The sequence below is a fragment of the Gammaproteobacteria bacterium genome, assembly GCA_009838035.1.
GTDB lineage: Bacteria > Pseudomonadota > Gammaproteobacteria > Steroidobacterales > Foliamicaceae > Foliamicus.
Genome location: VXSK01000002.1, coordinates 467,266 through 491,779 on the forward strand (window position 1 = coordinate 467,266; position 24,514 = coordinate 491,779).

Sequence of the window (24,514 nt, forward strand, 5' to 3'; positions counted from 1 at the left end):
TTTATCCGGCCTCCGGCGCCGCAACCGGCAGCATCAACAAATCCGGCGCCACCAGCTCTTGCGCCACCCGCAGTCCCATGCGCACCTGGTTGCGGTAACTGCCTTCCAGGTCAACCCAGGCCTTGGCATCGTGGTCCCATCTGCGCGTCGCACTCTGGTCCGCGGTCTGGTAAACAAGCGCTACTCGGCCGACCCGCAGCACGTCCACTTCCAACTCCGCGCCCTCATGCTCCACCGCAGCCTTGTAGGCTTCGATCGTGCGGCCGTAGTCGTTCTCGATCTGGTAGGCCTCAAGCACCTTGCGGAATTTTTCGGCCACCGTAACGTCCTCGCGCTCCATCAGGCCGTAGAGTTCGCCGACCCGGAGCCGGCGCTCATCCAGCAGGAACGGCGCGTCCGCCTCCACGAACAATTCCAGCGACTCGATCATGCGCACCATCAGCGGCAGCATCTGGCGGCCGGTCGCCTCGACTTCGTCGATGGCCTCGTTCAGCTTGCCGATATCGCTTTCCTGCCGGTCAATCTGGCGCTGCATCAGAGTATTGAAGACCTTGAGGCCTTCGAGTTCCTTCAGCACCCGCTTGTATTCGGTCTCCAGCGAGTCGGTCTCCTTGACGATGTCGTCGATCCGATTCTGCGACTGCCTGCCGGCTTCCGCACGATCGGCCTGGACGGCCTCGACCTCCTCCAGCGTGGTCGCTCCCGCCAGCGCGGCTGCAGCCAGCAGCGCCCCTGCGCACAACGACCCCCTAAGAAATGGCTTCATCAACAGCTCCCCCTGTACATCTAAAGCGGGCACATGAACAGCAGGCGGGTTCCAAGAGACCGGCCTGATTCAAGGCACGGGATATTAGCACAGCTTGGGGTACAGCCATGTTTCGGGAGTGTGACAGTTTGAGGCAAGGGAGCCCCGATCTGAAGGGCCGAGCGCGGGCGGGCAGGCTCTGCGTCCGAGTGCGCCGGCCTTGACATGCGGGCCGCTTGGCGCATAATCCGCGCACATGGACGCCCGGCGCTCTATCCTTAGCCTTCACGCAGCCGCCATCGGCCTGCGTCCGGCTGCGCTCGCACTGCTTGCGGGGCACCGAAAGCGGGGTAAGGAATAAGCCCGGACAACTCCAGAAGCCTTATTTCAAACCCCGCTAACCGAACACCGGATGCGGGGTTTTTTCTATGGGCATAACCGCCACCCGACGAGAACCTCAACATGAACCAGCAAGCCAAACAGGATCGCGTTCGAATCTTCGACACCACCTTGCGCGACGGCGAACAGGCGCCCGGCTGCAGCATGACGCTGCGCGAGAAGCTCAAGGTGGCGCGCGCGCTCCGAGACATGCGGGTGGACATCATCGAGGCGGGCTTTGCGGCGGCCTCGCCCGGCGATTTCGAGTCGGTGCGGGAAGTGGCCAACTCGATCAAGGGCGTCACCATCTGTTCGCTGGCGCGCTGCCACGAGGGCGACATCGAGAAGTCCGCCCGAGCCCTGGAGCCGGCAGCCCGCAAGCGCATCCACGTGTTCGTCGCGACCAGCGAGATTCACCGCAAGTTCAAGCTGGAAATGGCCCGCGACGAAATCGTGCGCCGGGCGGTCGAGGCGGTGCGCCTGGCCAGGCAGGCCTGCGACGACGTGGAGTTCTCGCCGGAGGACGCGTCGCGCACCGAGCCCGAATTCCTGACCGAAATCGTCACCGCGGTGGTGGAGGCCGGCGCCACCACGGTCAACATTCCGGACACCGTCGGTTACGCGATGCCGGAGCAGTTTCAGGCGGTGTTCGAGCATCTTCGCGAGACCGTTCCCGGCATCGAAAACGTCGTCCTGAGCGCCCACTGCCATGACGACCTCGGGCTTTCGGTGGCCAACAGCCTGGCGGCCGTCGTGGGCGGCGCCCGGCAGATCGAGTGCACAGTCAACGGCATCGGAGAACGCGCCGGAAACTGCTCGCTGGAAGAGGTGGTGATGGCGCTCAAGGTGCGCGCCGATTACTTTGGCGTGGACACCGGCATCGAAACCACCGGGCTATATCCGGCCAGCCGCCTGGTCTCCAGCGTCACCGGCATGCACACGCCGCGCAACAAGGCCATCGTGGGCCAGAACGCCTTCGCGCACGAGGCCGGCATTCACCAGCACGGCATGCTCAAGCACGCGGAGACCTATGAAATCATGCGTCCCGAGTCCGTTGGCATGCACCGCTCCAACCTGGTGCTGGGCAAGCACTCCGGACGGCACGCCTTCCGCGACCGGACCCGCCAGCTCGGCTTCGAACTGAGCGAGGATCAGCTCAACCGTGCGTTCATCGAGTTCAAGAAGCTGGCCGACCGCAAGAAGGAGCTGTTCGACGCCGACATCGAGGCGCTGATCGTGCACAAGGACACGGCCGCGATGGGTCCCTGGCGCCTGCGCGAACTGCGCATCAACACCGGGGGCAGCACGCTCGCGGTGGCGGCGGTGCGCCTGGAGCACGACAGTGGCGAACAGCGCGACGAGGCGGCCGTGGGCGATGGCCCGATCGACGCGACCTTCAAGGCGCTGGAGCGCGCCACCGAAATGAGCGTCGAGCTGATCCACTTCGACGTGCGCAGCGTCACCACGGGTGAGGACGCGCAGGGCGAGGCCACGGTCACGGCGCGCTGGGGCGACTCCTCGTACCGCGGACGCGCGGTCAGTACCGACATCGTGGAAGCCGGCGCCGAGGCCCTGCTGGAAGTGCTGAACCGGGCGCTGCGGGCCAAGGCGCGCCTGGATTCCGGAAAAGCGGCGAAAAGAGGCCCGCGCAGGCGCCTTGGGCCGTAAAATCGCGGCGAGCCGCAGTTTTCGGCTGTCCCTGAAGGTACTGGAGACCCTCACGCCATGACCGCACAAGACGAATGGATCTGGCACGACGGCGAGATCAAGCCGTACATGGAGGCCCAGACTCATGTAATGACGCACGCGCTGCACTACGGCACTTCGGTGTTCGAGGGCATTCGCTGCTACGCAAGTCACCTGGGGCCCGTAATCTTCCGGCTTCGCGCGCACACGCGACGCATGTACAACTCGGCCAAGATTTACCGGCTGAAGATTCCGTACACGCCGGAGGAAGTGAACGGCGCCTGCCACGCGGTCATCGCCCGCAACCGGCTGTTCGACGGCGCATATATCCGCCCGATCGCATTCCGCGGCGCCGGCGACCTGAGGATCCTGCCGTCGGAAAACGTACCGGTTCACGTGGCCGTTGCCGCGTGGACATGGGGATCGTACCTCGGCGGAACCGACGAGGGCGTGGACATCTGCTGCACGTCCTGGCAAAGGGTGGCGCCGAACACGGTGCCCGCACTCGCCAAGGCAGGCGGCAACTACCTGTCCAGCGTTCTGGTCACGCTCGAGGCCCAGGAGAACGGCTACGTCGAGGGGCTTGCCATGACCCACGACGGACTGGTCAGCGAAGGGGCCGGCGAAAACGTCTTCGTGGCGGTAGCGGGCAAGCTCTACACGCCGCCCTACTCCGCTTCGATTCTTCCCGGGATCACCCGCGACACGGTGATCAAGCTCGCCACGCGGCTGGGCATTCCGGTCATACAGGAGGCGCTGCCGCGCGAGGTGCTGTACATCGCCGACGAAGTCTTCCTGGCGGGCACCGCCGCGGAAATAACGCCGGTCCGCAGCCTGGACCGGCTGACGATCGGCAACGGCAAGCCCGGCGAGCTGACCCGGGCGCTGCAGGACGCCTTTTTCGGGCTCTTCGACGGGCGCACGGAGGATCCGCGCGGCTGGCTGGAGCCGGTGGAAGGAATCGACAAGGAGGGCTGAACGCCGATGCACGGACAGACCCTGCTCGCAAAGATCTGGGACGCGCACGAAGTCGTTCCCGAAACGCCGGAAACGCCGGCGGTGCTCTACATCGACCTGCACCTGGTGCATGAGGTGACCACGCCGCAGGCCTTCGACGTGCTGCGCGCGAACGGCCTGCCGGTGCGCCGGCCGGACCGCACGCTGGCGACGATGGACCACTCGACGCCGACCGAGCCGGCTTCCACTCTGGAGGAGCTGGACAGGGTCGCGCTGCCCGCGGCCGCGGCCCAGGTTCGAGCGATGATCGAAAACTGTGCGGAATTCGGCGTGGAGCTTCGCGGCCTGGACAGTCCGGAGCGCGGAATCGTGCATGTAGTCGGTCCGGAGCAGGGCGCCACGTGGCCGGGCCACACGGTAGTCTGCGGAGACAGCCACACCAGCACCCACGGCGCGTTCGGCGCGCTGGCCTTCGGCATCGGCACCACGGAGGTGGGCCACGTGCTGGCGACGCAGTGCCTGCTGCAGCGCCGCCCGGGAGCGCTGGCGGTCAACGTGAGCGGCCACCTGGGACCTGGCGTGACCTCGAAGGACCTGATCCTGGCGATCATCCGCAAACTGGGCGTGGGCGGCGGAACCGGTCGAGTGCTGCAATACCGCGGCGAGACCATCCGGTCGCTGACGATGGAACAGCGGATGACCATGTGCAACATGAGCATCGAGGCCGGCGCCCGCGCCGGCATGATCGCGCCCGACGACACCACCTACGAATGGCTGCATGGCCGCCCGATGGCGCCGGCGGGCGCCGAGTGGGACGCCGCGCTCGAGCGCTGGCGCGAACTCGAGGACAGCGGCGACGCGCGGTTCGAACGGGAAGTGAGCCTGGATGCGGGGCGGCTTCGCCCGATGGTGACCTACGGCACCAATCCCGGTATGTCGGCGCAGATCGACGAACCGGTGCCCGGCAGCGGCGATCCCGCCATCGACAAGGCCCTGGCCTACATGGGCGTGGAGCCGGGCAGGCCGCTGCAGGGGCGCGAGGTAGACATCGTTTTCCTCGGCAGCTGCACCAATTCCCGGCTGAGCGACCTGCGCTCCGCCGCCGAGTTGATGCGCGGAAACCGGGTCGCGGACAAGGTTCGTATGCTGGTCGTGCCGGGCTCGCAGATCGTGAAGCGCGAGGCCGAAGCCGAGGGGCTGCATGAAATCTTCCTTTCGGCGGGCGCCGAATGGCGCGAAGCGGGCTGCTCGATGTGCATCGGCATGAACGGCGACACGGTCGGCGCCGGCAAGCTCTGCGTCAGCACCAGCAACCGCAATTTCGAGGGCCGCCAGGGACCGGGAGCGCGCACCGTCCTGGCCAGCCCGCTGACCGCCGCGGCCAGCGCGATACGGGGCCGCGTGGCGGACCCGCGCGAGCTGATGGACCGCTGAAACGGGGCGCCGTCATGGAGAAGATCATCCGCATCGAATCGCGCACCATGGTGCTGGACATCGACAACGTCGATACCGACCAGATCATTCCGGCGCGCTTCCTCACCACCACCGTGCGCAAGGGCCTGGGCGACGCGGCCTTCCACGACTGGCGCTACGCCGGCGACGGCGAGCTCGACCCCGATTTCGTGCTCAACCGCCCCGAGAACCGGGACCGCACCATCCTGGTCGCGGGCGACAACTTCGGTTGCGGTTCCTCCCGCGAACACGCGCCCTGGGCCCTGCTGGAAGCCGGCCTGCGCGCCGTGATCAGCACCAGCATCGCCGACATATTCCGCAACAACTCGCTCAAGAACGGCTTCGTCCCGGTAGTGATCGACGAGCAGCCGCACCGCTGGCTCAAGGCCAATCCGGGAGCGGAAATCGCGATCGACCTCGAGAAGACGCAGGTCGAACTGCCCCAGGGGCCGCCCGCGCCATTCGAACTGGACCGGTTTGCGCGTTACTGCCTCATGAACGGCGTGGATCAACTCGGTTACCTGCTCCAGCAGCGCGACCGGATCAGCGCCTGGGAACAGCGCGCGGGAGGCTAGCCATTGACGTCCCTCATTGCCGTTCTGCCCGGCGACGGAATAGGGCCGGAGGTCATGCGCGCGGGCCTGCGCGTGCTGCGGGCCGCGGCTGCCCGGCACTCGCTGGATATTGAGACGCGCGAGGCGCCGTTCGGGGGCCGCGCGCTCGCCGAACTGGGCGCCCCCTTCCCCTCCTCCACGCGCGACCTCTGCCTTGAGGCCGACGCGGTATTGCTGGGCGCGGTGGGCCTGCCGGGCCCGCCGCCGGCCGATCCGGCTTTGCGGCCGGAGCAGGGCCTGCTGAACCTGCGAGCGCTGCTCGGCGTTTACGCCAACCTTCGCCCGATCCGGCCCTTGCCGGGCGCCTCGGACGCCTCGCCGCTGCGAGCGGACAAGTTGGCGGGCGTGGACCTGATCGTCGTGCGCGAACTCACCGGCGGCGTCTATTTCGGCGACAAGCAGGAAGGCGACGATGCCGCCAGCGACCTGTGCACGTACAGCAGCGAAGAAGTCGAACGTGTCGTGCGCTACGCGGCGGGACTCGCGCGTAGCCGCCGCGGCCGCCTGACCTCCATCGACAAAGCCAACGTCCTGGCCACCTCGCGCCTTTGGCGGACGGTGACCGCGCGCGTCGTCGCCGAAGAGTTCCCGGAAATCGAGCTGGATCACCTCCTGGTGGACGCCGCAGCGATGCGTCTGCTCACCCACGCCGCGCAGTTCGATGTCCTCGTGACCGAAAACATGTTCGGCGACATCCTCACCGACGAGGCATCGGTGCTGACCGGTTCGCTGGGAATGGCGCCCTCGGCCTCCGTTGGAGAGGGCCGGCGCGCACTCTACGAACCCATACACGGAACCGCGCCGGACATCGAGGGCCGCAACCTGGCGAACCCCTGCGGCATGATCCTGTCGGTCGCGATGATGCTGGAATTGAGCCTGAACAGCCCCGAAGCCGCCCGCGAGGTCGAAGCGGCAGTCGCAGCCGCCGTTGCCGGCGGCATCCGCACGGCCGACATCGCGGGGAGCGCGTCGCCCGCAACGACCGAGCAGTTGACCGAGGCCGTCCTCGCCCGCCTCGCCACCGACCGCGAGGAACTGTAATGACATCGAAATGGAAGCGCAGCGAACGCGTACAGATCGCAGTACAGAAGTCCGGCCGTCTCACCGACCACTCGCTGGCTCTCCTCAAGCGCTGCGGCCTGCGCCTCACGCAGGGCGCCGACGAACTGCTGGCCGTGGCCGAAAACATGCCCGTTGACGTGCTGCTGGTGCGCGACGACGAAATCCCGGGCCTGGTGCGCGAAGGCGCCTGCGACCTGGGCATCGTCGGCCTGAACGTTGCCGAGGAGCAGCGCCTGGGACTCGAGACCGGCCAGCCCGCCCCCGGCAGCATCCGAAACCTGGCATTCGGCGATTGCCGCCTGGCAATGGCCTACCCCAGGGACGGCGAAGCGCGCAAGGTCGCCGACCTCGAGGGACTTCGCATAGCGACCAGCTATCCGCGACTGACCGGACGGTTTCTGACCGAATCGGGCGTGAACGCCGAGGTCGTTCCGTTCTCGGGCGCGGTGGAGCTTGCGCCGCGGCTGGGCCGCGCCGAGGCCATCTGCGACCTGGTCTCCAGCGGCAAGACCCTGGCGGCCAACCAGCTCAGGGAAGGCGAAACGGTGCTGGAAAGCCGGGCCACGCTGCTCCTGAGTCCGGCCGAATTGCCGGCCGCGAGAAAAGACTGGGTTGACCTGCTCAGGCGCCGCATGGACGGCGTGATGCAGGCCCGCGAAACCAAGTACATCATGCTGCACGCCCCGCGCGCCGCCCTGCCCGTCATTGCGGAACTGCTGCCCGGCTCCGAGGCCCCCACCATCATGCCGCTGGAGGGACGCGAGGATCGCGTGGCCGTGCACGCGGTGTGCCGGGAGAGCGTTTTCTGGGAGACGCTGGAGGCCCTCAAGGATGCGGGCGCCAGTTCGGTGCTGGTGCTGCCGGTGGAGAAGATGCTGGAATGACTGCCATCCCGCCTCTCTACAGCTGGAACGCGCTGGACGACAGGCAGCGCGCGTCGGTCCTCGAACGGCTTGCCGCTCCGGCCGACCCTGCGCTGGAGGCGCGCGTGAAGGACATCATGGAACGGGTGCGCAACGGCGGGGACAGGGCGCTCAGAGAGCTGGAAGCCGAGCTGGACGGCGTGGAACTCGACGAAATCGAAGCCGGCGAGAGCGAGATCGCGGCGGCCGGCGATCGGCTGAGCGCGCAACAGCGCGAGGCGATTGGCGCGGCGCTGGACAACATACGCACCTGCCACGCGGCGCAGAGGCCCGCGGACTCCCGCACCGAGCCGGTCCCCGGCGTGGTTTGCGAGCAGCGATTCCGTCCGTTGCAGGCGGTCGGGCTGTACGTGCCGGCCGGCGCTGCCCCCCTGCCCTCCACGGCGATGATGCTGGCGGCTCCGGCGCAACTGGCCGGCTGCCCGCAGCGCATCCTCTGCGCACCGCCGGCGAGCGACGGCAGCATCAATCCGGCGATTCTCTACGTGGCGGGCCTGTGCGAGGTGCACCGCGTGTTCAAGCTGGGCGGGGCCCAGGCGATCGCCGCGATGGCCTACGGCACCGAAAGCGTGCCGCGTGTCGACAAGATTTTCGGACCCGGCAGCCGCTGGGTCGCCGCCGCCAAGCAGCGGGCGGCGATGGAGCCGGGCGGACCGGCGCAGGACCTCCCCGCGGGGCCGACCGAGGCCATGGTGATCGCCGACGACACGGCAAACGCGGAATTCGTCGCCCTGGACCTGCTCAGCCAGGCCGAACACGGCGAGGACGCGCATGTGCTGCTGCTTTGCCTGGACGAACGGCTGGCGACGGCCGTCCAGGAAGCGATCGCGAACCAGTTGCGAACGCTGCCCCGCACGGACGTGCTGGAGAAATCGCTGTCGGCCGGCGCCTTGCTGGTCGTGGACTCGCTGGAGAACGCCGTCGAGGTGGCCAATCGCTACGCTCCAGAACACCTGCTGCTGCAGGTCGCGGACCCCCGATCGCTGGCGGCGCAAATCCGCAACGCGGGCGCCGTGTTCCTCGGGCCGTGGGCGCCGGAATCCAGCGGCGATTACTGCAACGGCGCCAATCACGTGTTGCCCACCTACGGCAGCGCGCGCTGGGCCAGCGGACTTGGGCTGGTCGATTTCTACAAGCGGATCAGCGTGCAGGAACTTACGCGGGAAGGCCTGGAAAGTATTGCGAGCTCTATTGCCACGCTGGCCCGCACCGAGGGGCTGGAAGCCCACGCGCGCGCCGCCGAAGTGCGCCGGAGGCCCGATCGATGAAAACCAAAGACTTCCCTGGCGGCGACGACAGCCTGATGCGCCGATTGCCGATTGCCTTGCTGCTTGGTTTGCTCGCCGTCAATGCGACGGCCGACTCCACGGTGCTGCGCTGCGGGGCGGTGGTGGATGTCGAGCGCGAACAACTCGTGCAGAGACAGGACATCCTCGTCTCCGACGGCGTCATAGCAGCCGTCGGGTCCGAGATTGCCGCGCCGGACGGCGCCTCCATCATCGACCTGAGCGGGCATTACTGCCTGCCCGGCCTGATCGACGCGCACACCCACCTGATGGTCGGCGGGCCGGGCCTGAACTCCTCCAGCGCGGAGAAGACGCTGGTCGCCCTCCGGAACGCGCAGACGATGCTGCAGCACGGTTATACGACCCTGCGAATACCGGGCGACGGCGACGTCGGTTTCGGGTCCATCGCGTTGCGCGACGCGATCGCCAATGGTTTGTTCACCGGCCCTCGAATGCAGGTGGCGCCGCACTATCTTTGCCCGCTCGGGGGGCATTGCGACAGAAACGCCCTGGCTCCCGACAGCGGCGTGCCGACGGCGCCGCATGTCATCGCAGCGGGCGAGGATGCGGCCCGCGAGGCGGTACGCCGCGAACTCAAGTACGGAGCGGACTGGATCAAGGTACATGCCACAGGCGGCATCATGTCCGTGGGCGACGACCCTTGGGTACAGTCGTTTACCGACGCGGAGCTCGCCGCCTTCTCCGACGAAACCCATCGTCACGGCAAGAGGATCACCGCGCACATACATGGCGCGAGCGCCGTCAAGTCCGCGGTTCGGGCCGGCTTCGACAGCATCGAGCACGGCACGCTGATGGATGACGAGGCCATCGATATGATGGTGGAGTCGGAAACCTGGCTGGTGCCGACCGTATACGTCCTCGATTACATCGTGGGGAGCACGCAATCCCGCCGGATGACGCCGGAAATCATGGCCAAGGCCCGCGAAGTCGCGAAGATCAGGGACGGCAGTTTCAGAAAAGCCTACAAGGCGGGGGTGAGAATGGCGGTGGGCTCCGACCAGATTTTCCCTCACCGCCACTCCGCCAGGGAGTTCGCCGCGCTGGTCAGACTGGGCGTAACGCCGATGGACGCCATCGTCATGGGAACGCTCAACGGCGCCACGCTAATGGGCCTCGAGGACGAAATCGGCAGCGTGGAGGCCGGCAAGCAGGCCGACGTCATCGCCGTGCCCGGCAACCCCCTGGATGACATTTCAATACTGGAGTCCGTCGAGTTCGTGATGCTCGGCGGCAAGATCATCCGCAACGACTGAACCATGAGCTGGATTACATCATTGGCGAGAGAAGCCGTGCAGAAAGGCCGGGCCTACAAGGCGCCCACAACGACGAACCTGGCCCGGCTGCACGCCAATGAGCTTCCCTGGCCGCCCGACTACGACCCTGCCCCGGGCAGCCTCAACTGGTACCCGCTGCTGTATCCGGCCGCGCTTACCGAACGCATGGCCGAGCACTACGGGGTACGGCCGGAGGAAGTTTCCGTAACGCGCGGCAGCAGCGAGGGCATCGACTGCCTGTACCGGGCTTTCTGCGAATCGAAGCGGGACAGCGCAATCTTCTGTCCCCCGTCGTTCGAGATGTTTCGCTGGTACGGCCGTTTGCAGGGCGCGCGGGTCGTCGAAGTTCCGTTGCGGGCCAAAGACGGCTTCTCGCTCGACGTGGCGGCGATCAAGGCTGCCTGGTCCGATGACGTCAAGCTCCTGATCCTGTGTTCCCCGAACAATCCCACGGGCAACCTGATGGACCCGGACGATGTCCTGGAACTGGTGGAATACGCGCGCGAAAGAGCCATTGTGGTGCTGGATGCCGCGTACGCCGAGTTCGCGGACCAGAATCCGGGCGCCGACTGGATTACCGCGCACCCGCATGTCGTGGTCCTGCGCACGGTATCGAAGGCCCTGGGGCTGGCGGGCGTGCGCTGCGGCGCCCTGCTTGCCTGCGAGGAAATCGTCGGACTGATGCGCCGCGTACAATCGCCGTACAGCTTTTCCGCACTGTGCGAACACACCGTGCTCAAGGCCATGAAACCGGAAAACCTGGCCAGGATGCAGGGCCGCATAGCACTGGTCATCGAGGAGCGCGAGCGCGTCAGCGCGCTTCTGGCGGAACTCCCGCAGGTGACGACCGTGTATCCCAGCCGCACCAACTTCGTGTTGCTGCAAGTCGCCGACGCCGACGGCTTCAATGCCACGGCCCGGGACGGCGGCTACCTGCTGCGCAGAATCCCCGACGAACCGGGGCTTGAGTCCTGCGTGCGCATAACGCTGGGCACGCCGGAGCAGAACGACGGCCTGCTGGCGACGCTGAGGGCGGCGGCATGAGCGCGCGGGTGGCATTCGTTGATCGTGACGGCACCCTGATCGAGGAGCCGTCGGACTTCCAGGTTGACAGCCTTGCAAAGCTCAAGCTGGCGCAGGGCGTGGTGCCGGCGCTGCGTCGATTGCAGGACGCAGGCTTCGACCTGGTGATGGTCAGCAACCAGGATGGGCTTGGCACCGACAGCTTCCCGCAGAAGGACTTCGATGAACCGCACGAATTCCTGATGTCGCTGCTGGCGTCGCAGGGTATCGGGTTCGCCGAGGTGTTCGTGTGTCCGCACCGGTCCGGGGACGGCTGCGATTGCCGCAAGCCCCTCACGGGCCTGGTGAACGCATTCATGCGCGAGCGGCCAGTGGACCGAGCCGCCAGCGTCATGATCGGCGACCGCGAGACCGACCTCAAGTTCGCCGAGAACCTGGGCGTGCGCGGTTTCCGTGTCGATGCCGGACAGCCGGGAAGCTGGGAACAGCTCGTTCGCGAGATCGTCGATGCGCCGCGGATCGGCCGCGTGCGCCGCAAGACCCGCGAGACCGACCTGAGCGTGGAAGTCGATCTCGACGCGCCGCCCGGCGCCGAAGTGGCCACCGGAATCGGCTTTTTCGACCACATGCTGGAGCAGCTCGCCAAGCACGGCGGGTTCGGGCTCAAGCTCAGTTGCGAAGGCGACCTGGAGGTGGATGAGCATCACACCGTTGAGGACAGCGCGCTGGCGCTGGGCGCGGCGCTGAAGGAGGCGCTCGGCGACCGCCGCGGGATCGGCCGCTTCGCCTTCGAGCTGCCCATGGACGAGGCCGACGTCAAGGTGCTGCTGGACCTGTCCGGACGCCCGTGGCTCAAGTTCAAGGGCAAATTCGAGCGCGAACGGGTCGGCGGACTGCCTACGGAGCTGGTCGAGCATTTTTTCCGTTCGCTGGCGGAAGCCAGCGGCGCCACGCTGCATATCCGGGTACGCGGCGAGAACACCCACCACATGATCGAGTCGTGCTTCAAGGGCGTCGGCAGGGCACTGCGCCAGGCCATCGCGCGCGAGGGAGGCGACATTCCCAGCACCAAGGGCGTCCTGTGAAGCGGGACGTGGCCCTGGTGGATTGCGGCGGGGCCAACATTGCATCGCTGCGATTCGCCCTGGAGCGACTGGACGTGGAAGGGCACTTCACGCGCAACGCCGGCCGGATCGAAGCCGCGGAACGCGTCCTCCTGCCGGGCGTCGGCGCCGCGGGGGCCGGCATGGAAAGGCTGGCCGATGCGGACCTTCTGGAGCTCATACCCCGACTGGCGCAACCCGTGCTGGGCATTTGCCTGGGAATGCAGTTGCTTTATGAGGTATCCAGCGAGGACGACACGCCCTGCCTTGGCGTAATTCCCGGGCAGGTCGACCTGCTGGAAGCCTCCCCCGAACACACGATCCCGCACATGGGATGGAACCAGGTGGAACGGCGCGCGGAATCGCGCCTGTTCGACGGAATCCCCGACGGCTCCTGGTTCTACTTCGTGCACAGCTACGCCGCCCCGCCCGGCGAGCACTGCGTCGGCGATACCGAACACGGCCGCCGCTTCGCCTCGGTCGTCAACAAGGAAAATTTCTTCGGTGTGCAGTTCCACCCGGAGCGGTCCGGGCAACACGGCCAGCGGCTGCTGAAGAATTTTCTTGAGCTTCCTTGGAACTGATCCCTTCCATCGACCTGATGGGCGGCCAGGTCGTACGGCTGCATCGCGGCCGCTTCGATGACGCGGTGTTCTATTCCATGGATGCCCTGGAGCTGGCCCGAACCTGGTCCGGCCTGGGCGCGCGCAGCCTGCACGTGGTCGATCTGGACGGCGCCCGCTCCGGCCGGCGGGAAAACGCCGACACCATAGCCCGCGTCGTGGAAAACACGACGCTCGCCGTGCAGGTCGGCGGCGGCATTCGCGACGACGAATCCCTGGAAGCGGTCTACGCCAGCGGCGCGGAACGGGCGGTAAGCGGCAGTGCGCTGGCGGAAGATCCGCTACGGGCCGGCCGCTGGGTCAAGCAATACGGCCCCGGCAGGCTGGTGGCGGCCCTCGATGTGCGCTCCGGCAGCGAGCCCGAAGTGCTGACGCGGGGCTGGGTGCGCGAGAGCGGCCGCTCGCTCTGGGAACTGCTGGACCTGCTCCTGGACCAGGGTTACCGGTGGTTTCTGTGCACCGATGTCGATCGGGACGGCATGTTGAGCGGCCCGAACACGGACCTGTACGCCGAGTGCGTCCGGAGGGCGCCCCAGGCCTCGTTTATCGCCTCCGGCGGCGTATCGCGAGCGGACGACCTTGAGGCGCTGGCCGACACGGGGGTGGCGGCGGCGGTCTCCGGCAAGGCCTTGCTGGAAGGGCGCATCAGCGCCGAGGAAGCGGAGCGGTGCTGGCGCGGCGAATAATCCCCTGTCTGGACGTGCGCGACGGCCAGGTGGTCAAGGGCGTGCGTTTCCGCGAGCACCGCGTGATGGGCGAGATCATGGACCTGGCGCGCCGCTACCGCGAGGAACACGCCGACGAGGTCGTGTTCTACGACATCACCGCAAGCCCGCACGGCCGTTCCGTGGACCGGAGCTGGATCCTGCGCGTGGCCGATGTCCTGGACATACCCTTCTGCGTGGCCGGAGGGATTCGCGACGTCGCCGGAGCCGAGGAAGTGCTGATGAACGGCGCCGACAAGATTTCCGTGAACAGCCCGGCGCTGGCCGACCCCGACCTGATCGGCGAATTGGCCCGGCGGTTCGGCTCGCAGTGTGTGGTGGTGGGAATCGACAGCAGCGGCGGTGACGGCCGCTGGCGCGTGCACGAGCTGACCGGCGACCCCTCGCTGAGCCGCGAAGCGGGGCGCGACACGCTCGACTGGGTCCGCGAGGTTCAGGAGCGCGGCGCGGGCGAAATCGTGCTCAACTGCATGAACATGGACGGTGTGCGCCAGGGGTACGACATCGAACAGCTATGCGCGGTTCGCGACTGCTGCCGCGTGCCGCTGATCGCCTCGGGCGGCGCGGGCGCGCCGGAACACTTCGTCGAAGTCTTTCGCCGGGCGCGGGTGGATGGCGCGCTGGCCGCGACCGTGTTTCACTCGGGACAGATCGCGATCCCCGATCTCAAGGAATACCTGGCCGCCCGCAAAATTTCGGTGCGCTCCTGATCCAGGCGCTTGCATCGCAGCGTTGTCCGATTTAACATGAACATCAACTTCAACTTCATGTGTGAATCTCATGTCGTCAATATCAATGGTGGAACTGAGGCAGGACGCCGAGGGTGTCTTGCGTCGGGTAAAGCAAGGCGAGAACTTGATACTCACCTACCGGGGCAAGCCCGCGGCTCGCTTGACGCCCTATGCCATGTCGGCCCCGCAGCCGGACGATCCCTTATATCGCCTGCCTGATCTCGCCGCACCCGGCGGCGAATCGCTTCGGAACGAAGAAATCGACGCGATAGTCTATGGCGGGTGAAGTATTCGTCGATACCAGCGGGTTCTATTCACTGCTGGTGCAGGCGGAAGGCATGCATCGGGAAGCGGCCGAATTCATGGCGCGAGCCGCGCGGGAGCGCAAGAGATTCATTACTACGGACTATGTGCTCGACGAAAGCGTGACACTGTTGCGGGCGCGCGGACACGGGAAGCTCCTGGTTCCACTGTTCGAGACAATGGATGCTTCGTCGGCCGTTCGGGTGGAATGGACCACTCCCCAACGTTTCCACGAAACCAGAGCGTTCTGCCTGCAACACGCCGACAAGGCCTGGTCGTTCACCGACTGCCTGAGCTTTGTGGTAATGAGTGAACTCGATTTGCGGGAAGCTCTGACCAGCGACATTCATTTCGAGCAAGCCGGCTTCCGCCGCCTGTTGAAAGCCTGACCAAGCGCGAGAGCGCCCTGTTTCCGGGATGAGGGCAGCGCGGGCGAGTTCGGCCTCGGATCAGCGGCGGGAGCGCAGTTCCTCCAGGACTTCGGCCAGCGACACGCCGGCGCCTTCGAGCAGGACCAGCAGGTGATAGAGCACGTCGGCCGCCTCGGCGCGCACCGCCCGCGGGTCGCCGGCGGCCGCGGCCAGCGCCAATTCCACCGATTCCTCGCCGAACTTTTGCGCCACCCGCTGAATGCCTTCGCCAAGAAGCCTTGCGGTGTAGCTTTCCTGCGGCGCGGCTTCCGCGCGGGACCGGATTACGGCCTCAAGCTCCAGCAGGAAATCCGCCGAAGCGCCGTTGCCTTCATTGCTCACTCGATCACCTCCTCCGCGGCGGGTTCCCTCAGGTTGTAATTCGAGGCCATCACGCGGCCGTAGGCGCCGGCGTTGGCGAACAGCAGCACGTCGCCCTCCCGGCATTCGGGCAGCATGCGGTCGCGGGCCAGCACGTCGCCGCTTTCGCAGATCGGACCCACCACGTTCACCAGCCGCGTCGCCGGCTCTTCCAGCCGGGTGAGGTTGTGCACCTCATGGTAGGAACCATACAGCGCCGGGCGTATCAGCGAGTTCATCCCGGTCTCCACGCCCACGTAGCGGGCGCCGCTCTTGCCCTTGACCTGGGTGACCCGCGCCAGCAGTACGCCGGCTTCGGCCACGACATAGCGGCCGGGCTCGAGCCAGAATTCCAGTTTCCGGGGCGCGTTTTCGCGGCAGCGAGCCAGGTTGGTGTCCAGCTCCGCGAGGTCCAGGCCCTGCTCGCCGCCGTGCTGGGGCACGCCCAGCCCGCCGCCGAGATTGACCACGCGCGCATCCGGAAAGTGCTCCAGGCACTCGAGCAGCGTCTCGGCGATCGGAGCCCATGCACCGGGGTCCATCACGCCGCTGCCCATGTGGGCGTGCAGCCCGATAACCCGCGCTCCCGCGGCGGCGGCAGCCTCGGCGGCCCGCTGCACTTCAAACAGCGGCACGCCGAACTTGGAATGGACGCCGGCCGTGCGCACATGCCGGTGGAGTCCGCGCCCCACGCCGGGGTCCAGTCGAAGGAACAGGTCGCTCCCGGCGAACAGGTCCGGCCAATCGCGCAGCACGCCCACGTTGTCCACGGTCAACTGAACGCCCGCCTCCAGTGCTTCGGCGTACTCGGAGCGGGCCGCGAAATTCGGGGTAAAAAGGATGCGCGCGGGCTCGTGCTCCGGGAACAGCTCGCGCAGAAGCCCGACCTCGCCGGGCGATACGCACTCGAACTCCAGGCCGCAGTCGCGAACGCGCCGCAGCACGCCGGGGTTCGAGTTGGCCTTGATCGCGTAATAGACGCGGTCTATCGATTCCAGCCCCTTGAGCCGCTCCGCCTGCGCGGCCACCCGCCCGAGGCTGTAGGCGTAGGTCGCGCCGCGCTCTTCGGCCAGCTTCAGCAGCTTGCCGCGCCGTTCGGCCCACCAGGGCGCGTCGGCGCTGGCGGGCGCAACCGGCGCCGCTTGCGTCAGTTCCTCCCAGGCGGGGCCGAACAGTTCGTCGCCGTCATCCGGCACGATCAGCCGCCCGTGCAGGCGCTGCGCCAGCCGGCGCGCCTGCGCCGGCTCCACCACGAAGCTGATGTTCAGGTCGCTGGCCGCCTGGCTGAGAAGATGAATGGGCTGCTCGCGAAACGCTTCCAGCGCCGGCCCGACCTCGTGCAGCACCGCCCGGATGCGCCTTCCGACCAGGGTCACGACGCTGGTATTGGTCGTGATGGTCACCTGGCCTATGCGCTCCAGTTGCGACCGCAGGCGGTCCATCAGCGCCGGTGTCAGCACTTCGGGATCGGTATCGAGCGTAACGGTCACATTGCTCTCGGAGGTGGAAACCAGGTCCACCGAAAGCCCGAGGTCGCCGAAACAGGTGAATACCTCCTTGAGAAAACCGACCCGCCGCCACATCCCCAGCGTCTCCAGCGAGACCAGCGGCACGCCGCTGCGCAGCATGACCGCCTTGACCTGTGCGCTGTCGGACTCCTCGGCCGGCCCCACGGCGGTGCCGGACAGTTCGGGGTGCAGCGTCGAACGAACGGTCATGCCGATCCGGCTGTCGCGCAGCGGGGCGATGGACAACGGATGCAGCACGCCGCCGCCTGAAGTGGCGATCTCCTGCGCTTCGGCGTAGCTGAGCCTGCGCAGCAGCCTCGCGCCGCTGATTTCCCTGGGATCGGCGCTGAATATGCCGGGCACGTCGGTCCAGATTTCCAGCCGCCGGGCGCCGATGGACGCGGCCAGCGCGGCCGCCGATACGTCGGAACCGCCCCGGCCAAGCAGCACTTCCTCGCCCTGGGCATTGCGGGCGATGTAACCCTGTGTCAGCGGCACGCCCGAAAGGCTTTCGAGCAATGCGGCCGCTTCGGGATCGGGGTCATGCGCGCACACCGCGTGCAACATGGAGTCGCGTTCGCTGGCCCAGTCCCGCGCCGTGGCCCGCAGCAACTTCGCGGGATTCACCGGAGAAATCCCCATGCCCTTGAGCTCCAGCGCGGCCGCCCCAAGCCGCCCGGCCAGCCGCTCGCCCAAGGCCAGCACCTTGACCCGGGCCCGGTAGCCCGCCTCCCCGGTCAGGGCGATGCCGCGAAGCAACTGCGCCAGGTTCTCCAGTTCCGGTCCCAGGCAACCGTCCGGGTCGCTGATATTCATTTCCCGGGCCAGTTGGCGGTGGCGGTCGCCCAGCTCCCGCTCGAGGATGGCGTGCTCCTCGCGGCGCGCCAGTTCGATCAGGGCTTCCAGCTGGTCGGTAACGCCGGCCACGGCCGAATGCACGACGATGGGCCGCACCCCCTGCTCGCGGCGGCGGCGGACCAGGCGCGCGACCGCGTCCCAGCCGGCTGCGGTGGCCACGCTGGCGCCGCCGAACTTGAGCACTACCCAGGGCGCGTTCATGCGCTCAATACCTTGCCGGGATTCATGATCCCGCGCGGATCCATGGCGCGCTTGAGCGCCCGCATCAACTCGAGCTTGACGGGATCGCCAAGCCGCTCCAGTTCGTCCTTCAGCATCAGGCCCACGCCGTGCTCGGCGCTGAAGCTGCCGTCCATCGACCATGCCAGTTCACGCAGTTCGGCGCTCAGCGGCCGGCCCTGCTCCAGGAACCGGTCAGGATCGACGTCGGGCGGACAGGGCACGGAGTAATGCAGGTTGCCGTCGCCCACGTGTCCGAACGGCAGGGACTCGGCGCCCGGAAAGTGCTTGCGGCACACCTCCAGCGCCGAATCGAGGAAATCGGCAATGCGTTCCGGCGGCACGGCCAGGTCATGGCGCAGGGCCGGTCCGGACAGGCGGACGGCCTCGGGAACGCCATGGCGCAGGCGCCAGATCGCCTCGCGCTGCGCCTCGCTGACCGCGCATACGGCATCGAGCAACGCGCCCTGCTCGCGGGCGTCTTCCAGGAACCGGGCTAGGCGCTCGGCCAGCAGTTCTTCCGGCCCCGCGCCCGCCGCTTCGACGCAGACCAGCCAAGGCGCATCGATCTCCCCCGGAATCGGGACTCCTTCCAGTTGCTCCCCGCACAATTGCGCCGCCCCGCGTGAAATCAGTTCAAAGGCGTTGAGCTCCTCGCCCAGCGCCGACTGCGCGCGGCGAAAAAGCGCGACCGCCCGGTCGGCGTCGGCCACGCCCAGAAGCGCGGTAATCCAGACCTGCGGCCGCTGGTACAGGCGCAGCGCGGCCGCGGTGATCACGCCCAGCGTGCCTTCCGAGCCGATGAACAGCTGCTTGATGTCGTAACCGGTGTTGTCCTTGGCCAGCGGCCTCAGGTCCGACAGCACCCGGCCGTCCGGCAGCGCGACTTCCAGTCCCAGCACCATCTCGCGCGCCATGCCGTAGCGCAGCACGTGTATGCCGCCGGCGTTGGTGGACAGCACCCCACCCAGCTGGCAGCTGCCTTCCGAACCCAGGCTCAGCGGAAAGAGGTAGCCGGCCTCGTCGGCGCGTTCCTGCAGCGTGGCCAGCACGCAGCCGGCCTCGGCGGTCAGGCAGCCGGCGCCCAGATCGCGCACCCGCCTCTGGCGATGCAGGCTCAGCAGTATCTCGTTCGCTCGCGAATGGGTGCCGCCGCACAGCCCGGTGCGACCGCCCACCGGCACCACGCCGACGCCCCGCCTGTTGCAGCAGGCCAGAACGGCGGCGGTTTCCCCGGCGCTGGCCGGGGCCACCAGCAGCCGCGACTCGCCGTGGTAGCGCCCGCGCGGTTCCTCGAGATACGGCTCAAGCAGCGCAGCGTCGGCGACGCAGTGCCGCTCGCCGACGATCGAGGCAAGCTCCTGATGGACGGTCGGCGTGCTCATGGCTCATCCGGAGATTCCGCCGGCGAGAATTCCTCTTCGAAAAGCCGCCAGGAAACAAGGAACAGCGCCGCCAGGACCGGCCCGATGACCAGTCCGGAGAACCCGAACACCGACAGCCCGCCGATGGTGGCCAGCAGCACCAGGTAGTCCGGCAGCCGCGCGGTCCGGCCGACCAGTATCGGCCGCAGCAGGTTGTCCGCCAGCCCCACGATCAGGGTGCCGACGATCACGAGGATCAGGCCCTGGACCCACATCCCGGACGCGAACAGCCAGATTGCAATCGGCGCCCACACCAGGCCGGGACCGACCGCGGGAATGACCGACAGCACGCCCATCAGCACACCGAGCAGAACCGGGCTGCCGATGCCCAGCAGCGCCAGCGTGACGCCACCGAGTCCGCCCTGCACGGCGCCGATCACGATCAGCGAGGTCACGCTCACCCTGGACACGGTCGCGAACTGGCCGAGCAGTTCGTATTCGCGCTCGTCGCCCAGAGGCAGGATGCGTACCAGCGTAGCGACAAGCTTTTCGCCGTCGCGCAGGAAGAAAAACAGCAGGTACAGCATCACCGCCAGTTGCAGGAGCAGCTTCAGCGCGCCCTGCCCGGCGGCCACCAGGCCGGTTGCCGCGAAACGGGCCGCGTTTCCCACCATCGAAGTCAGCCCGGACCGCATCTTCTCGAAGTCCAGGCCGAAGTTGTCCAGGATTTCCCGCACCCAGGGCAGCCAGGCGCCGACCGTGTCCAGGGCTGCACCGGGGTCCAGCGCGCCCCCTTCGACGGCGGCGTAGAACTCGCTGGACTCGCGCACCACCGCCCACCCCAGCAGCAGCACCGGCGCCACCACGCCGGCCAACACGATGAGGAGAACGGCAGCCGCCGCCAGCGATCGCCTGTTCCAGAGCCGCGGGATCAGGCGCGCATACAGGCCGTGGAAAAGAATCGCCAGCACGACCGCCCAAAAGACCGCCAGCAGAAGGTCGGCGAGCAGCAGGATGAACGCCGCGGTGACCGCGGCGACCAGCAATAACAGGGAACTGCGCTGAAGGGTCTGGCCCATGACTGAAACTATTGCACCAGGACGGCAAAAGGAAAATGGTCGGGGCGAGAGGATTTGAACCTCCGACCACCTGCACCCCATGCAGGTGCGCTACCAGACTGCGCCACGCCCCGGACCGGGTGCAGATTCTATCGCGTGGCGGCCGCGCTATCGCAGCAAACGGAGCAACTCCTCCAGTTCGACCCGCATCTGGCGAACGATTTGCTTCATGTGACTCTGGTCCTGGCGCGAATCCTCGCCCTCGAGGCGCTGCCGGGCGCCGGCCAGCGTATAGCCCTCGACCTGCAGCAGATGCCGGATCTGGCGGATCAGCATGATGTCCTGCGGCTGGTAGTAGCGGCGTCCGCCGCGACGCTTGGTGGGGTTGAGCTGCGGAAATTCCTTTTCCCAGTAACGCAGCACGTGTTGTTCCACCTGGCAAAGCGCGCTGGCCTCGCCGATGGTGAAGAGGCGTTTCGCCGGAATCGGCGGCAGCTTCAGGTCCCGGTCAATCTGGTCCAGCACCCGCTTCCACCAGTTGCCTCAGTTTCTGGCCCGCGGAAAAGGTCACTACCCTGCGTACGCTGATCGGAATGCTTTCGCCTGTGCGCGGATTGCGCCCCGGCCGCTCGCCCTTGTCGCGCAGGTCGAAGTTGCCGAAACCGGAGATCTTCACGCGGTTGCCGCCCACCAGCGCATCGCTGATGCTCTCGAACACCGCGTTGACGACCATCGCGCTCTCCTGCTTGCTCATGCCGATATTGGCGTGCAGGGAGCTGACAATCCCGGCCCGGGTAAGCATGTTTCGTTTCATTGCCGAACGCCGACCCCAAACTTCTCCACCAGAAGCGAAACGGCGTCCGCAACGGCCCGGTCCACTTCCGCGTCCGTAAGTGTGCGCGAAATTGACTGAAAAATCAAGCCTAAACCCACGCTTCTTGCATCAGAGTTCAAACTCTTGCGATCCTCGTAAACGTCAAAAACGATCACTTCGCGCAACAGTTCGCCCGCTTCCGCGCGGATCGCGCCGAGCAGGTCGCCGACCTGAACCGACGGCGGCGCAACCAGGGAAAGGTCGCGGCGCACGGCGGGGAAGCGGGATACCTCGGTGACCCGGGCCGCGCGGGATTCGAGCGCCGCGTCCAGACGAAGCGCAAACAGTTGCGGCGCCGGTCCCCCGTCGGCAAGTTCCGGATGCAGTTCGCCCACCCAGCCCACTTCGCTCTCGCCGCGAAGGACCCGGACCGAACGTCCGGGACGAAGGCCGGGATGCCCGGCGGCCCGGAAATCGAACCCGCAGGCCGGGCCGTCCAGGGCCAGGATGGCCTCGACGTCGCCGCGGGCATCGAAGAAGTCCGCATCGCGCCGCGGTGAGCCCCACTGTTCCGGCATCGCGCCTCCGGCCAACAACCCCGCCAGCCAGGTTTCCTCGCGGATGTCGTCGGGCGTGCCGGAGAAGCAGACACCGATCTCGAACAGGCGGGCGTCCGTCGTCCCGCGGTCGCGATTGGTCCGGTAGTTGCGCAGCAGCGCCGGCCACAGCGACCGGCGCAGTACCGAGAGCTCCCCGGACAGCGGATTGGCCAATTCGAGTTCTTGCGCAACGGAATGAAACGGCTTGTGCGATTCCTCGTCCAGAAAGCTGTAGTTCAGGCACTCGTGGTAGCCGCGATCGACGAGCAGCGCCCGCACCCGGTCGGGATCGACCTGCCGCTCGGTGGACGCAGAGGGATGCGCGCTCCAGTTCGCCGGCGTCTCGGGAATGTTCTCGTAGCCGTGAACGCGCGCGATTTCCTCTACCAGGTCCGCCTCCTCGGCCAGGTCGAACCGGAACGACGGCGGCGTGACCCGCCAGCCCGCTTCGGTTTCCTCCACGGCCATGGTCAGCCGCCGCAGCATGGCGGTTACGGCCCCGTCGGGCAACCCGACTCCGAGCAGTGCCGACAGCCGCGCGCGCCTCAGCTCGATTGCCCCGCGTTGCGGCAGGTCCTTTTCCGAAACCGAATCGACCACCGGCCCCGGTTTTCCGCCGCCCGCCGCGACGATCAGTTCGGTCGCCCGCTCGATCGCCTCCACCTGGCCGGACGGGTCCACGCCGCGTTCGAATCGCAGCGACGCTTCGGTCTGCAGCCCCAGCCTCCGGGCCCTGCCGGCGACCGCGCCCGGAGCGAAGAACGCCGACTCCAGCAGGACGCCGGAAGTCCCGTCGCCCACCGCGCTGCCGTGCCCGCCCATGATCCCGGCGGCGGCGACCGCTCGTTTTTCGTCGGCGATCACCAGCACGTCGGTTTCCAGCTTCAGTTCGGTCCCGTCCAGCAGGGTCAGCGATTCGCCCGGCTCCGCCCAGCGCGCGCACAGGCCGCCGTTCAACCGTTCAAGGTCGTAGGCATGCATCGGCTGGCCCATCTCGAGCATCACGTAGTTGGTCACGTCCACGAGCAGGTGCTGCGGCCGTTCGCCGGCGGCGGCAAGCCGCTCCTTGATGAACGCGGGCGTTTCCGCCGTCGGGTCGAGGCCCTCGATCACTCGGCCGACGAAACGGGGACAGGCCTCCGGCGCCACCAGGCCCAGCTCCCTGCGCGCGTCGATCGACGCCGGCGTCTCCGCCACATCCCGCGCCGACAGGGGCGCGGAAAACAGGGCCGAAACTTCGCGCGCGACCCCGCGAACCGAAAAGCAGTCGGCCCGGTTGGGCGTCAGCGCCAGCTCCAGGACGGCGGACCCGTCGGGGCCGGCAACCAGGTCGTCGACTTCCACGCCGGCCATCGTGAGCTGGTGCGCCAGGTCCTCGTCGCCGACCCCCGGATCGCACCACTCGCGCAGCCATGCCATATCGATCTTCATGGCGCGAACTGCCCCAGGAAACGGACGTCGTTCTCGAAAAAGCGGCGGATGTCCGTGACGCCGTAGCGCAGCATGGCCATGCGCTCCACGCCCATGCCGAACGCATAGCCGGTATAGCGCTCGGGGTCCACGCCTCCGTGCCGCAGCACTTCCGGATGCACCATTCCGCAGCCCAGGATTTCCAGCCAGCCGCCGTCGCCCCAGCGAACGTCCATTTCCGCGGAAGGTTCGGTGAAGGGAAAGTACGACGCGCGGAACCGGACTTCGACCTTGCGCTCGAAGAATCGTTCGGCAAATTCGTGCAGCAGCGACTTGAGGTTCGCCAGGCTCACGTTTTCATCCACAGCAAGTCCCTCGACCTGGTGGAAAACCGGCGTATGCGTCTGGTCCGAGTCGCGTCGGAACACCCGTCCCAGCGAGATGATCTTCAGCGGCGCGCCCTCGGCCAGCATCGACCGAATCTGCACCGGCGAAGTGTGCGTCCGAAGCAGCATGCCGGACGGCAGGTAGAAGGTGTCGTGCATGGCCCGGGCCGGATGGTTCTCGGGCATGTTTAGGGCCGTGAAATTGTGGAACTCGTCTTCCACTTCCGGCCCCGAACGGGCGGAGAAGCCGGCGCCGGTCAGGATGTCCCGCATCCTCCGGATCGTGCGCGTGACCGGATGCCGGGCGCCGGGCGGTATGCCGCGGCCCGGCAGCGTCACGTCGATGCCGCCGCCGCTCAGTTCCTCGTCAAGCCGGCGATCGCTGAGCGCCTGCCTGCGCGCCGCGATCGCGGCGCTGATCGCGTTCTTGGCTTCGTTGACGGCCTTGCCCGCCGCGGGACGCTCCTCCGGCGGCAGCGAACCCAGCGCCTTCAGTTGCGCGGTGATCTCGCCCTTGCGCCCCAGCAGGCGAACCCGAAGCTCTTCCAGCGCTTCCGGCGTGGCGGCGGATTCGATCTCCGTCAGCGCTTCGCGCGCCCTGTCCTGAAGACCCTCCATTTGC

At 67.3% G+C, this 24,514-nt stretch carries 24 protein-coding genes and 1 tRNA gene; 15 read left to right on the forward strand and 10 right to left on the reverse strand.

Translation table 11 applies throughout. The features are described 5' to 3' along the window. Position 1: 1 nt before the first annotated feature. Complete coding sequence (locus F4Y72_02105) at positions 2-766, reverse strand: DUF3450 domain-containing protein (GenBank protein ID MXZ27079.1); 765 nt, start codon at positions 764-766, stop codon at positions 2-4. Between the two features lie 441 nt (positions 767-1,207). Here F4Y72_02105 and F4Y72_02110 point away from each other — a divergent pair, with 441 nt between their 5' ends. The 15 genes from F4Y72_02110 (at position 1,208) to F4Y72_02180 (ending at position 15,295) form a co-directional block, all read left to right on the forward strand. Next, entirely contained in the window at positions 1,208-2,791 is a 1,584-nt protein-coding gene (locus F4Y72_02110) for a 2-isopropylmalate synthase (GenBank protein MXZ27080.1), read from the forward strand. Positions 2,792-2,848: 57 nt separating this feature from the next. Further along, the gene (locus F4Y72_02115; protein MXZ27081.1) at positions 2,849-3,787 is read left to right on the forward strand and encodes a branched-chain amino acid transaminase; all 939 of its coding nucleotides are present in this window, start codon (positions 2,849-2,851) and stop codon (positions 3,785-3,787) included. A gap of 6 nt (positions 3,788-3,793) precedes the next feature. Further along, the gene (gene leuC, locus F4Y72_02120; GenBank protein ID MXZ27082.1) at positions 3,794-5,200 is read left to right on the forward strand and encodes a 3-isopropylmalate dehydratase large subunit; all 1,407 of its coding nucleotides are present in this window, start codon (positions 3,794-3,796) and stop codon (positions 5,198-5,200) included. Between the two features lie 14 nt (positions 5,201-5,214). Further along, positions 5,215-5,793, forward strand: coding sequence for a 3-isopropylmalate dehydratase small subunit (gene leuD, locus F4Y72_02125; protein ID MXZ27083.1), 579 nt, complete (start codon positions 5,215-5,217; stop codon positions 5,791-5,793). Positions 5,794-5,796: 3 nt separating this feature from the next. Next, complete coding sequence (gene leuB / locus F4Y72_02130; GenBank protein ID MXZ27084.1) at positions 5,797-6,873, forward strand: 3-isopropylmalate dehydrogenase; 1,077 nt, start codon at positions 5,797-5,799, stop codon at positions 6,871-6,873. Next, a complete protein-coding gene (locus F4Y72_02135; protein MXZ27085.1) occupies positions 6,873-7,778 on the forward strand; it encodes an ATP phosphoribosyltransferase in 906 nt (301 codons plus the stop codon). Before leuB ends, F4Y72_02135 begins: the two co-directional genes overlap by 1 nt. Further along, complete coding sequence (gene hisD, locus F4Y72_02140) at positions 7,775-9,085, forward strand: histidinol dehydrogenase (protein ID MXZ27086.1); 1,311 nt, start codon at positions 7,775-7,777, stop codon at positions 9,083-9,085. Before F4Y72_02135 ends, hisD begins: the two co-directional genes overlap by 4 nt. Further along, complete coding sequence (locus tag F4Y72_02145; protein ID MXZ27087.1) at positions 9,082-10,377, forward strand: amidohydrolase family protein; 1,296 nt, start codon at positions 9,082-9,084, stop codon at positions 10,375-10,377. Before hisD ends, F4Y72_02145 begins: the two co-directional genes overlap by 4 nt. 3 nt (positions 10,378-10,380) lie before the next feature. Next, positions 10,381-11,442, forward strand: a complete 1,062-nt coding sequence (hisC, locus tag F4Y72_02150) for a histidinol-phosphate transaminase (protein ID MXZ27088.1) — start codon at positions 10,381-10,383, stop codon at positions 11,440-11,442. Further along, complete coding sequence (gene hisB, locus F4Y72_02155) at positions 11,439-12,506, forward strand: bifunctional histidinol-phosphatase/imidazoleglycerol-phosphate dehydratase HisB (GenBank protein ID MXZ27089.1); 1,068 nt, start codon at positions 11,439-11,441, stop codon at positions 12,504-12,506. The genes hisC and hisB overlap by 4 nt, the downstream gene beginning before the upstream one ends. After that, a complete protein-coding gene (gene hisH / locus F4Y72_02160) occupies positions 12,503-13,108 on the forward strand; it encodes an imidazole glycerol phosphate synthase subunit HisH (GenBank protein ID MXZ27090.1) in 606 nt (201 codons plus the stop codon). Before hisB ends, hisH begins: the two co-directional genes overlap by 4 nt. Continuing rightward, entirely contained in the window at positions 13,099-13,833 is a 735-nt protein-coding gene (locus F4Y72_02165; protein ID MXZ27091.1) for a 1-(5-phosphoribosyl)-5-[(5-phosphoribosylamino)methylideneamino] imidazole-4-carboxamide isomerase, read from the forward strand. The genes hisH and F4Y72_02165 overlap by 10 nt, the downstream gene beginning before the upstream one ends. Next, positions 13,815-14,582, forward strand: coding sequence for an imidazole glycerol phosphate synthase subunit HisF (gene hisF, locus F4Y72_02170; GenBank protein ID MXZ27092.1), 768 nt, complete (start codon positions 13,815-13,817; stop codon positions 14,580-14,582). Before F4Y72_02165 ends, hisF begins: the two co-directional genes overlap by 19 nt. 70 nt (positions 14,583-14,652) lie before the next feature. Continuing rightward, positions 14,653-14,889: a type II toxin-antitoxin system prevent-host-death family antitoxin gene (locus tag F4Y72_02175; protein MXZ27093.1), complete on the forward strand. Its 237-nt coding sequence runs from the start codon at positions 14,653-14,655 to the stop codon at positions 14,887-14,889. Next, a complete protein-coding gene (locus F4Y72_02180; GenBank protein ID MXZ27094.1) occupies positions 14,879-15,295 on the forward strand; it encodes a type II toxin-antitoxin system VapC family toxin in 417 nt (138 codons plus the stop codon). Before F4Y72_02175 ends, F4Y72_02180 begins: the two co-directional genes overlap by 11 nt. A gap of 60 nt (positions 15,296-15,355) precedes the next feature. Here F4Y72_02180 and hisE read toward each other — a convergent pair whose 3' ends face one another. The 9 genes from hisE to pheS all read right to left on the reverse strand — a co-directional run bounded on the left by hisE (position 15,356) and on the right by pheS (position 24,510). Further along, positions 15,356-15,763: a phosphoribosyl-ATP diphosphatase gene (hisE, locus tag F4Y72_02185; GenBank protein ID MXZ27095.1), complete on the reverse strand. Its 408-nt coding sequence runs from the start codon at positions 15,761-15,763 to the stop codon at positions 15,356-15,358. Beyond that, positions 15,655-18,243, reverse strand: coding sequence for a bifunctional aspartate kinase/diaminopimelate decarboxylase (locus F4Y72_02190; protein ID MXZ27096.1), 2,589 nt, complete (start codon positions 18,241-18,243; stop codon positions 15,655-15,657). The genes hisE and F4Y72_02190 overlap by 109 nt, the downstream gene beginning before the upstream one ends. Then, on the reverse strand, positions 18,240-19,646 hold the full coding sequence (locus F4Y72_02195; protein MXZ27097.1) for an FAD-binding oxidoreductase: 1,407 nt from the start codon (positions 19,644-19,646) through the stop codon (positions 18,240-18,242). The genes F4Y72_02190 and F4Y72_02195 overlap by 4 nt, the downstream gene beginning before the upstream one ends. Next, a complete protein-coding gene (locus F4Y72_02200) occupies positions 19,643-20,785 on the reverse strand; it encodes an AI-2E family transporter (GenBank protein ID MXZ27098.1) in 1,143 nt (380 codons plus the stop codon). Before F4Y72_02200 ends, F4Y72_02195 begins: the two co-directional genes overlap by 4 nt. After that, positions 20,741-20,817, reverse strand: a tRNA-Pro gene (locus tag F4Y72_02205). The genes F4Y72_02200 and F4Y72_02205 overlap by 45 nt, the downstream gene beginning before the upstream one ends. Positions 20,818-20,851: 34 nt before the next feature. After that, positions 20,852-21,205, reverse strand: a complete 354-nt coding sequence (locus tag F4Y72_02210; GenBank protein ID MXZ27099.1) for a MerR family transcriptional regulator — start codon at positions 21,203-21,205, stop codon at positions 20,852-20,854. Continuing rightward, positions 21,192-21,497 carry an integration host factor subunit alpha gene (locus F4Y72_02215; GenBank protein MXZ27100.1) on the reverse strand — a complete coding sequence of 102 codons (306 nt, stop codon included), beginning with the start codon at positions 21,495-21,497 and terminating at the stop codon, positions 21,192-21,194. Before F4Y72_02215 ends, F4Y72_02210 begins: the two co-directional genes overlap by 14 nt. Beyond that, a complete protein-coding gene (gene pheT, locus F4Y72_02220; GenBank protein MXZ27101.1) occupies positions 21,494-23,527 on the reverse strand; it encodes a phenylalanine--tRNA ligase subunit beta in 2,034 nt (677 codons plus the stop codon). The genes F4Y72_02215 and pheT overlap by 4 nt, the downstream gene beginning before the upstream one ends. Further along, the gene (pheS, locus tag F4Y72_02225; protein ID MXZ27102.1) at positions 23,524-24,510 is read right to left on the reverse strand and encodes a phenylalanine--tRNA ligase subunit alpha; all 987 of its coding nucleotides are present in this window, start codon (positions 24,508-24,510) and stop codon (positions 23,524-23,526) included. The genes pheT and pheS overlap by 4 nt, the downstream gene beginning before the upstream one ends. Between the last annotated feature and the right edge of the window lie 4 nt (positions 24,511-24,514).

Excerpts from the sequence above, each read along its gene's own strand:
- F4Y72_02105 (MXZ27079.1), bottom strand. The coding sequence starts at position 766 with ATGAAGCCATTTCTTAGGGGGTCGTTGTGCGCAGGGGCGCTGCTGGCT.
- F4Y72_02110 (MXZ27080.1), top strand. The coding sequence starts at position 1,208 with ATGAACCAGCAAGCCAAACAGGATCGCGTTCGAATCTTCGACACCACC.
- F4Y72_02115 (MXZ27081.1), top strand. The coding sequence starts at position 2,849 with ATGACCGCACAAGACGAATGGATCTGGCACGACGGCGAGATCAAGCCG.
- leuC (MXZ27082.1), top strand. The coding sequence starts at position 3,794 with ATGCACGGACAGACCCTGCTCGCAAAGATCTGGGACGCGCACGAAGTC.
- leuD (MXZ27083.1), top strand. The coding sequence starts at position 5,215 with ATGGAGAAGATCATCCGCATCGAATCGCGCACCATGGTGCTGGACATC.
- F4Y72_02135 (MXZ27085.1), top strand. The coding sequence starts at position 6,873 with ATGACATCGAAATGGAAGCGCAGCGAACGCGTACAGATCGCAGTACAG.
- hisD (MXZ27086.1), top strand. The coding sequence starts at position 7,775 with ATGACTGCCATCCCGCCTCTCTACAGCTGGAACGCGCTGGACGACAGG.
- F4Y72_02145 (MXZ27087.1), top strand. The coding sequence starts at position 9,082 with ATGAAAACCAAAGACTTCCCTGGCGGCGACGACAGCCTGATGCGCCGA.
- hisC (MXZ27088.1), top strand. The coding sequence starts at position 10,381 with ATGAGCTGGATTACATCATTGGCGAGAGAAGCCGTGCAGAAAGGCCGG.
- hisB (MXZ27089.1), top strand. The coding sequence starts at position 11,439 with ATGAGCGCGCGGGTGGCATTCGTTGATCGTGACGGCACCCTGATCGAG.
- F4Y72_02175 (MXZ27093.1), top strand. The coding sequence starts at position 14,653 with ATGTCGTCAATATCAATGGTGGAACTGAGGCAGGACGCCGAGGGTGTC.
- F4Y72_02180 (MXZ27094.1), top strand. The coding sequence starts at position 14,879 with ATGGCGGGTGAAGTATTCGTCGATACCAGCGGGTTCTATTCACTGCTG.
- hisE (MXZ27095.1), bottom strand. The coding sequence starts at position 15,763 with ATGCCGGGAGGGCGACGTGCTGCTGTTCGCCAACGCCGGCGCCTACGG.
- F4Y72_02190 (MXZ27096.1), bottom strand. The coding sequence starts at position 18,243 with ATGAACGCGCCCTGGGTAGTGCTCAAGTTCGGCGGCGCCAGCGTGGCC.
- F4Y72_02195 (MXZ27097.1), bottom strand. The coding sequence starts at position 19,646 with ATGAGCACGCCGACCGTCCATCAGGAGCTTGCCTCGATCGTCGGCGAG.
- F4Y72_02200 (MXZ27098.1), bottom strand. The coding sequence starts at position 20,785 with ATGGGGTGCAGGTGGTCGGAGGTTCAAATCCTCTCGCCCCGACCATTT.
- F4Y72_02215 (MXZ27100.1), bottom strand. The coding sequence starts at position 21,497 with ATGAAACGAAACATGCTTACCCGGGCCGGGATTGTCAGCTCCCTGCAC.
- pheT (MXZ27101.1), bottom strand. The coding sequence starts at position 23,527 with ATGAAGATCGATATGGCATGGCTGCGCGAGTGGTGCGATCCGGGGGTC.
- pheS (MXZ27102.1), bottom strand. The coding sequence starts at position 24,510 with ATGGAGGGTCTTCAGGACAGGGCGCGCGAAGCGCTGACGGAGATCGAA.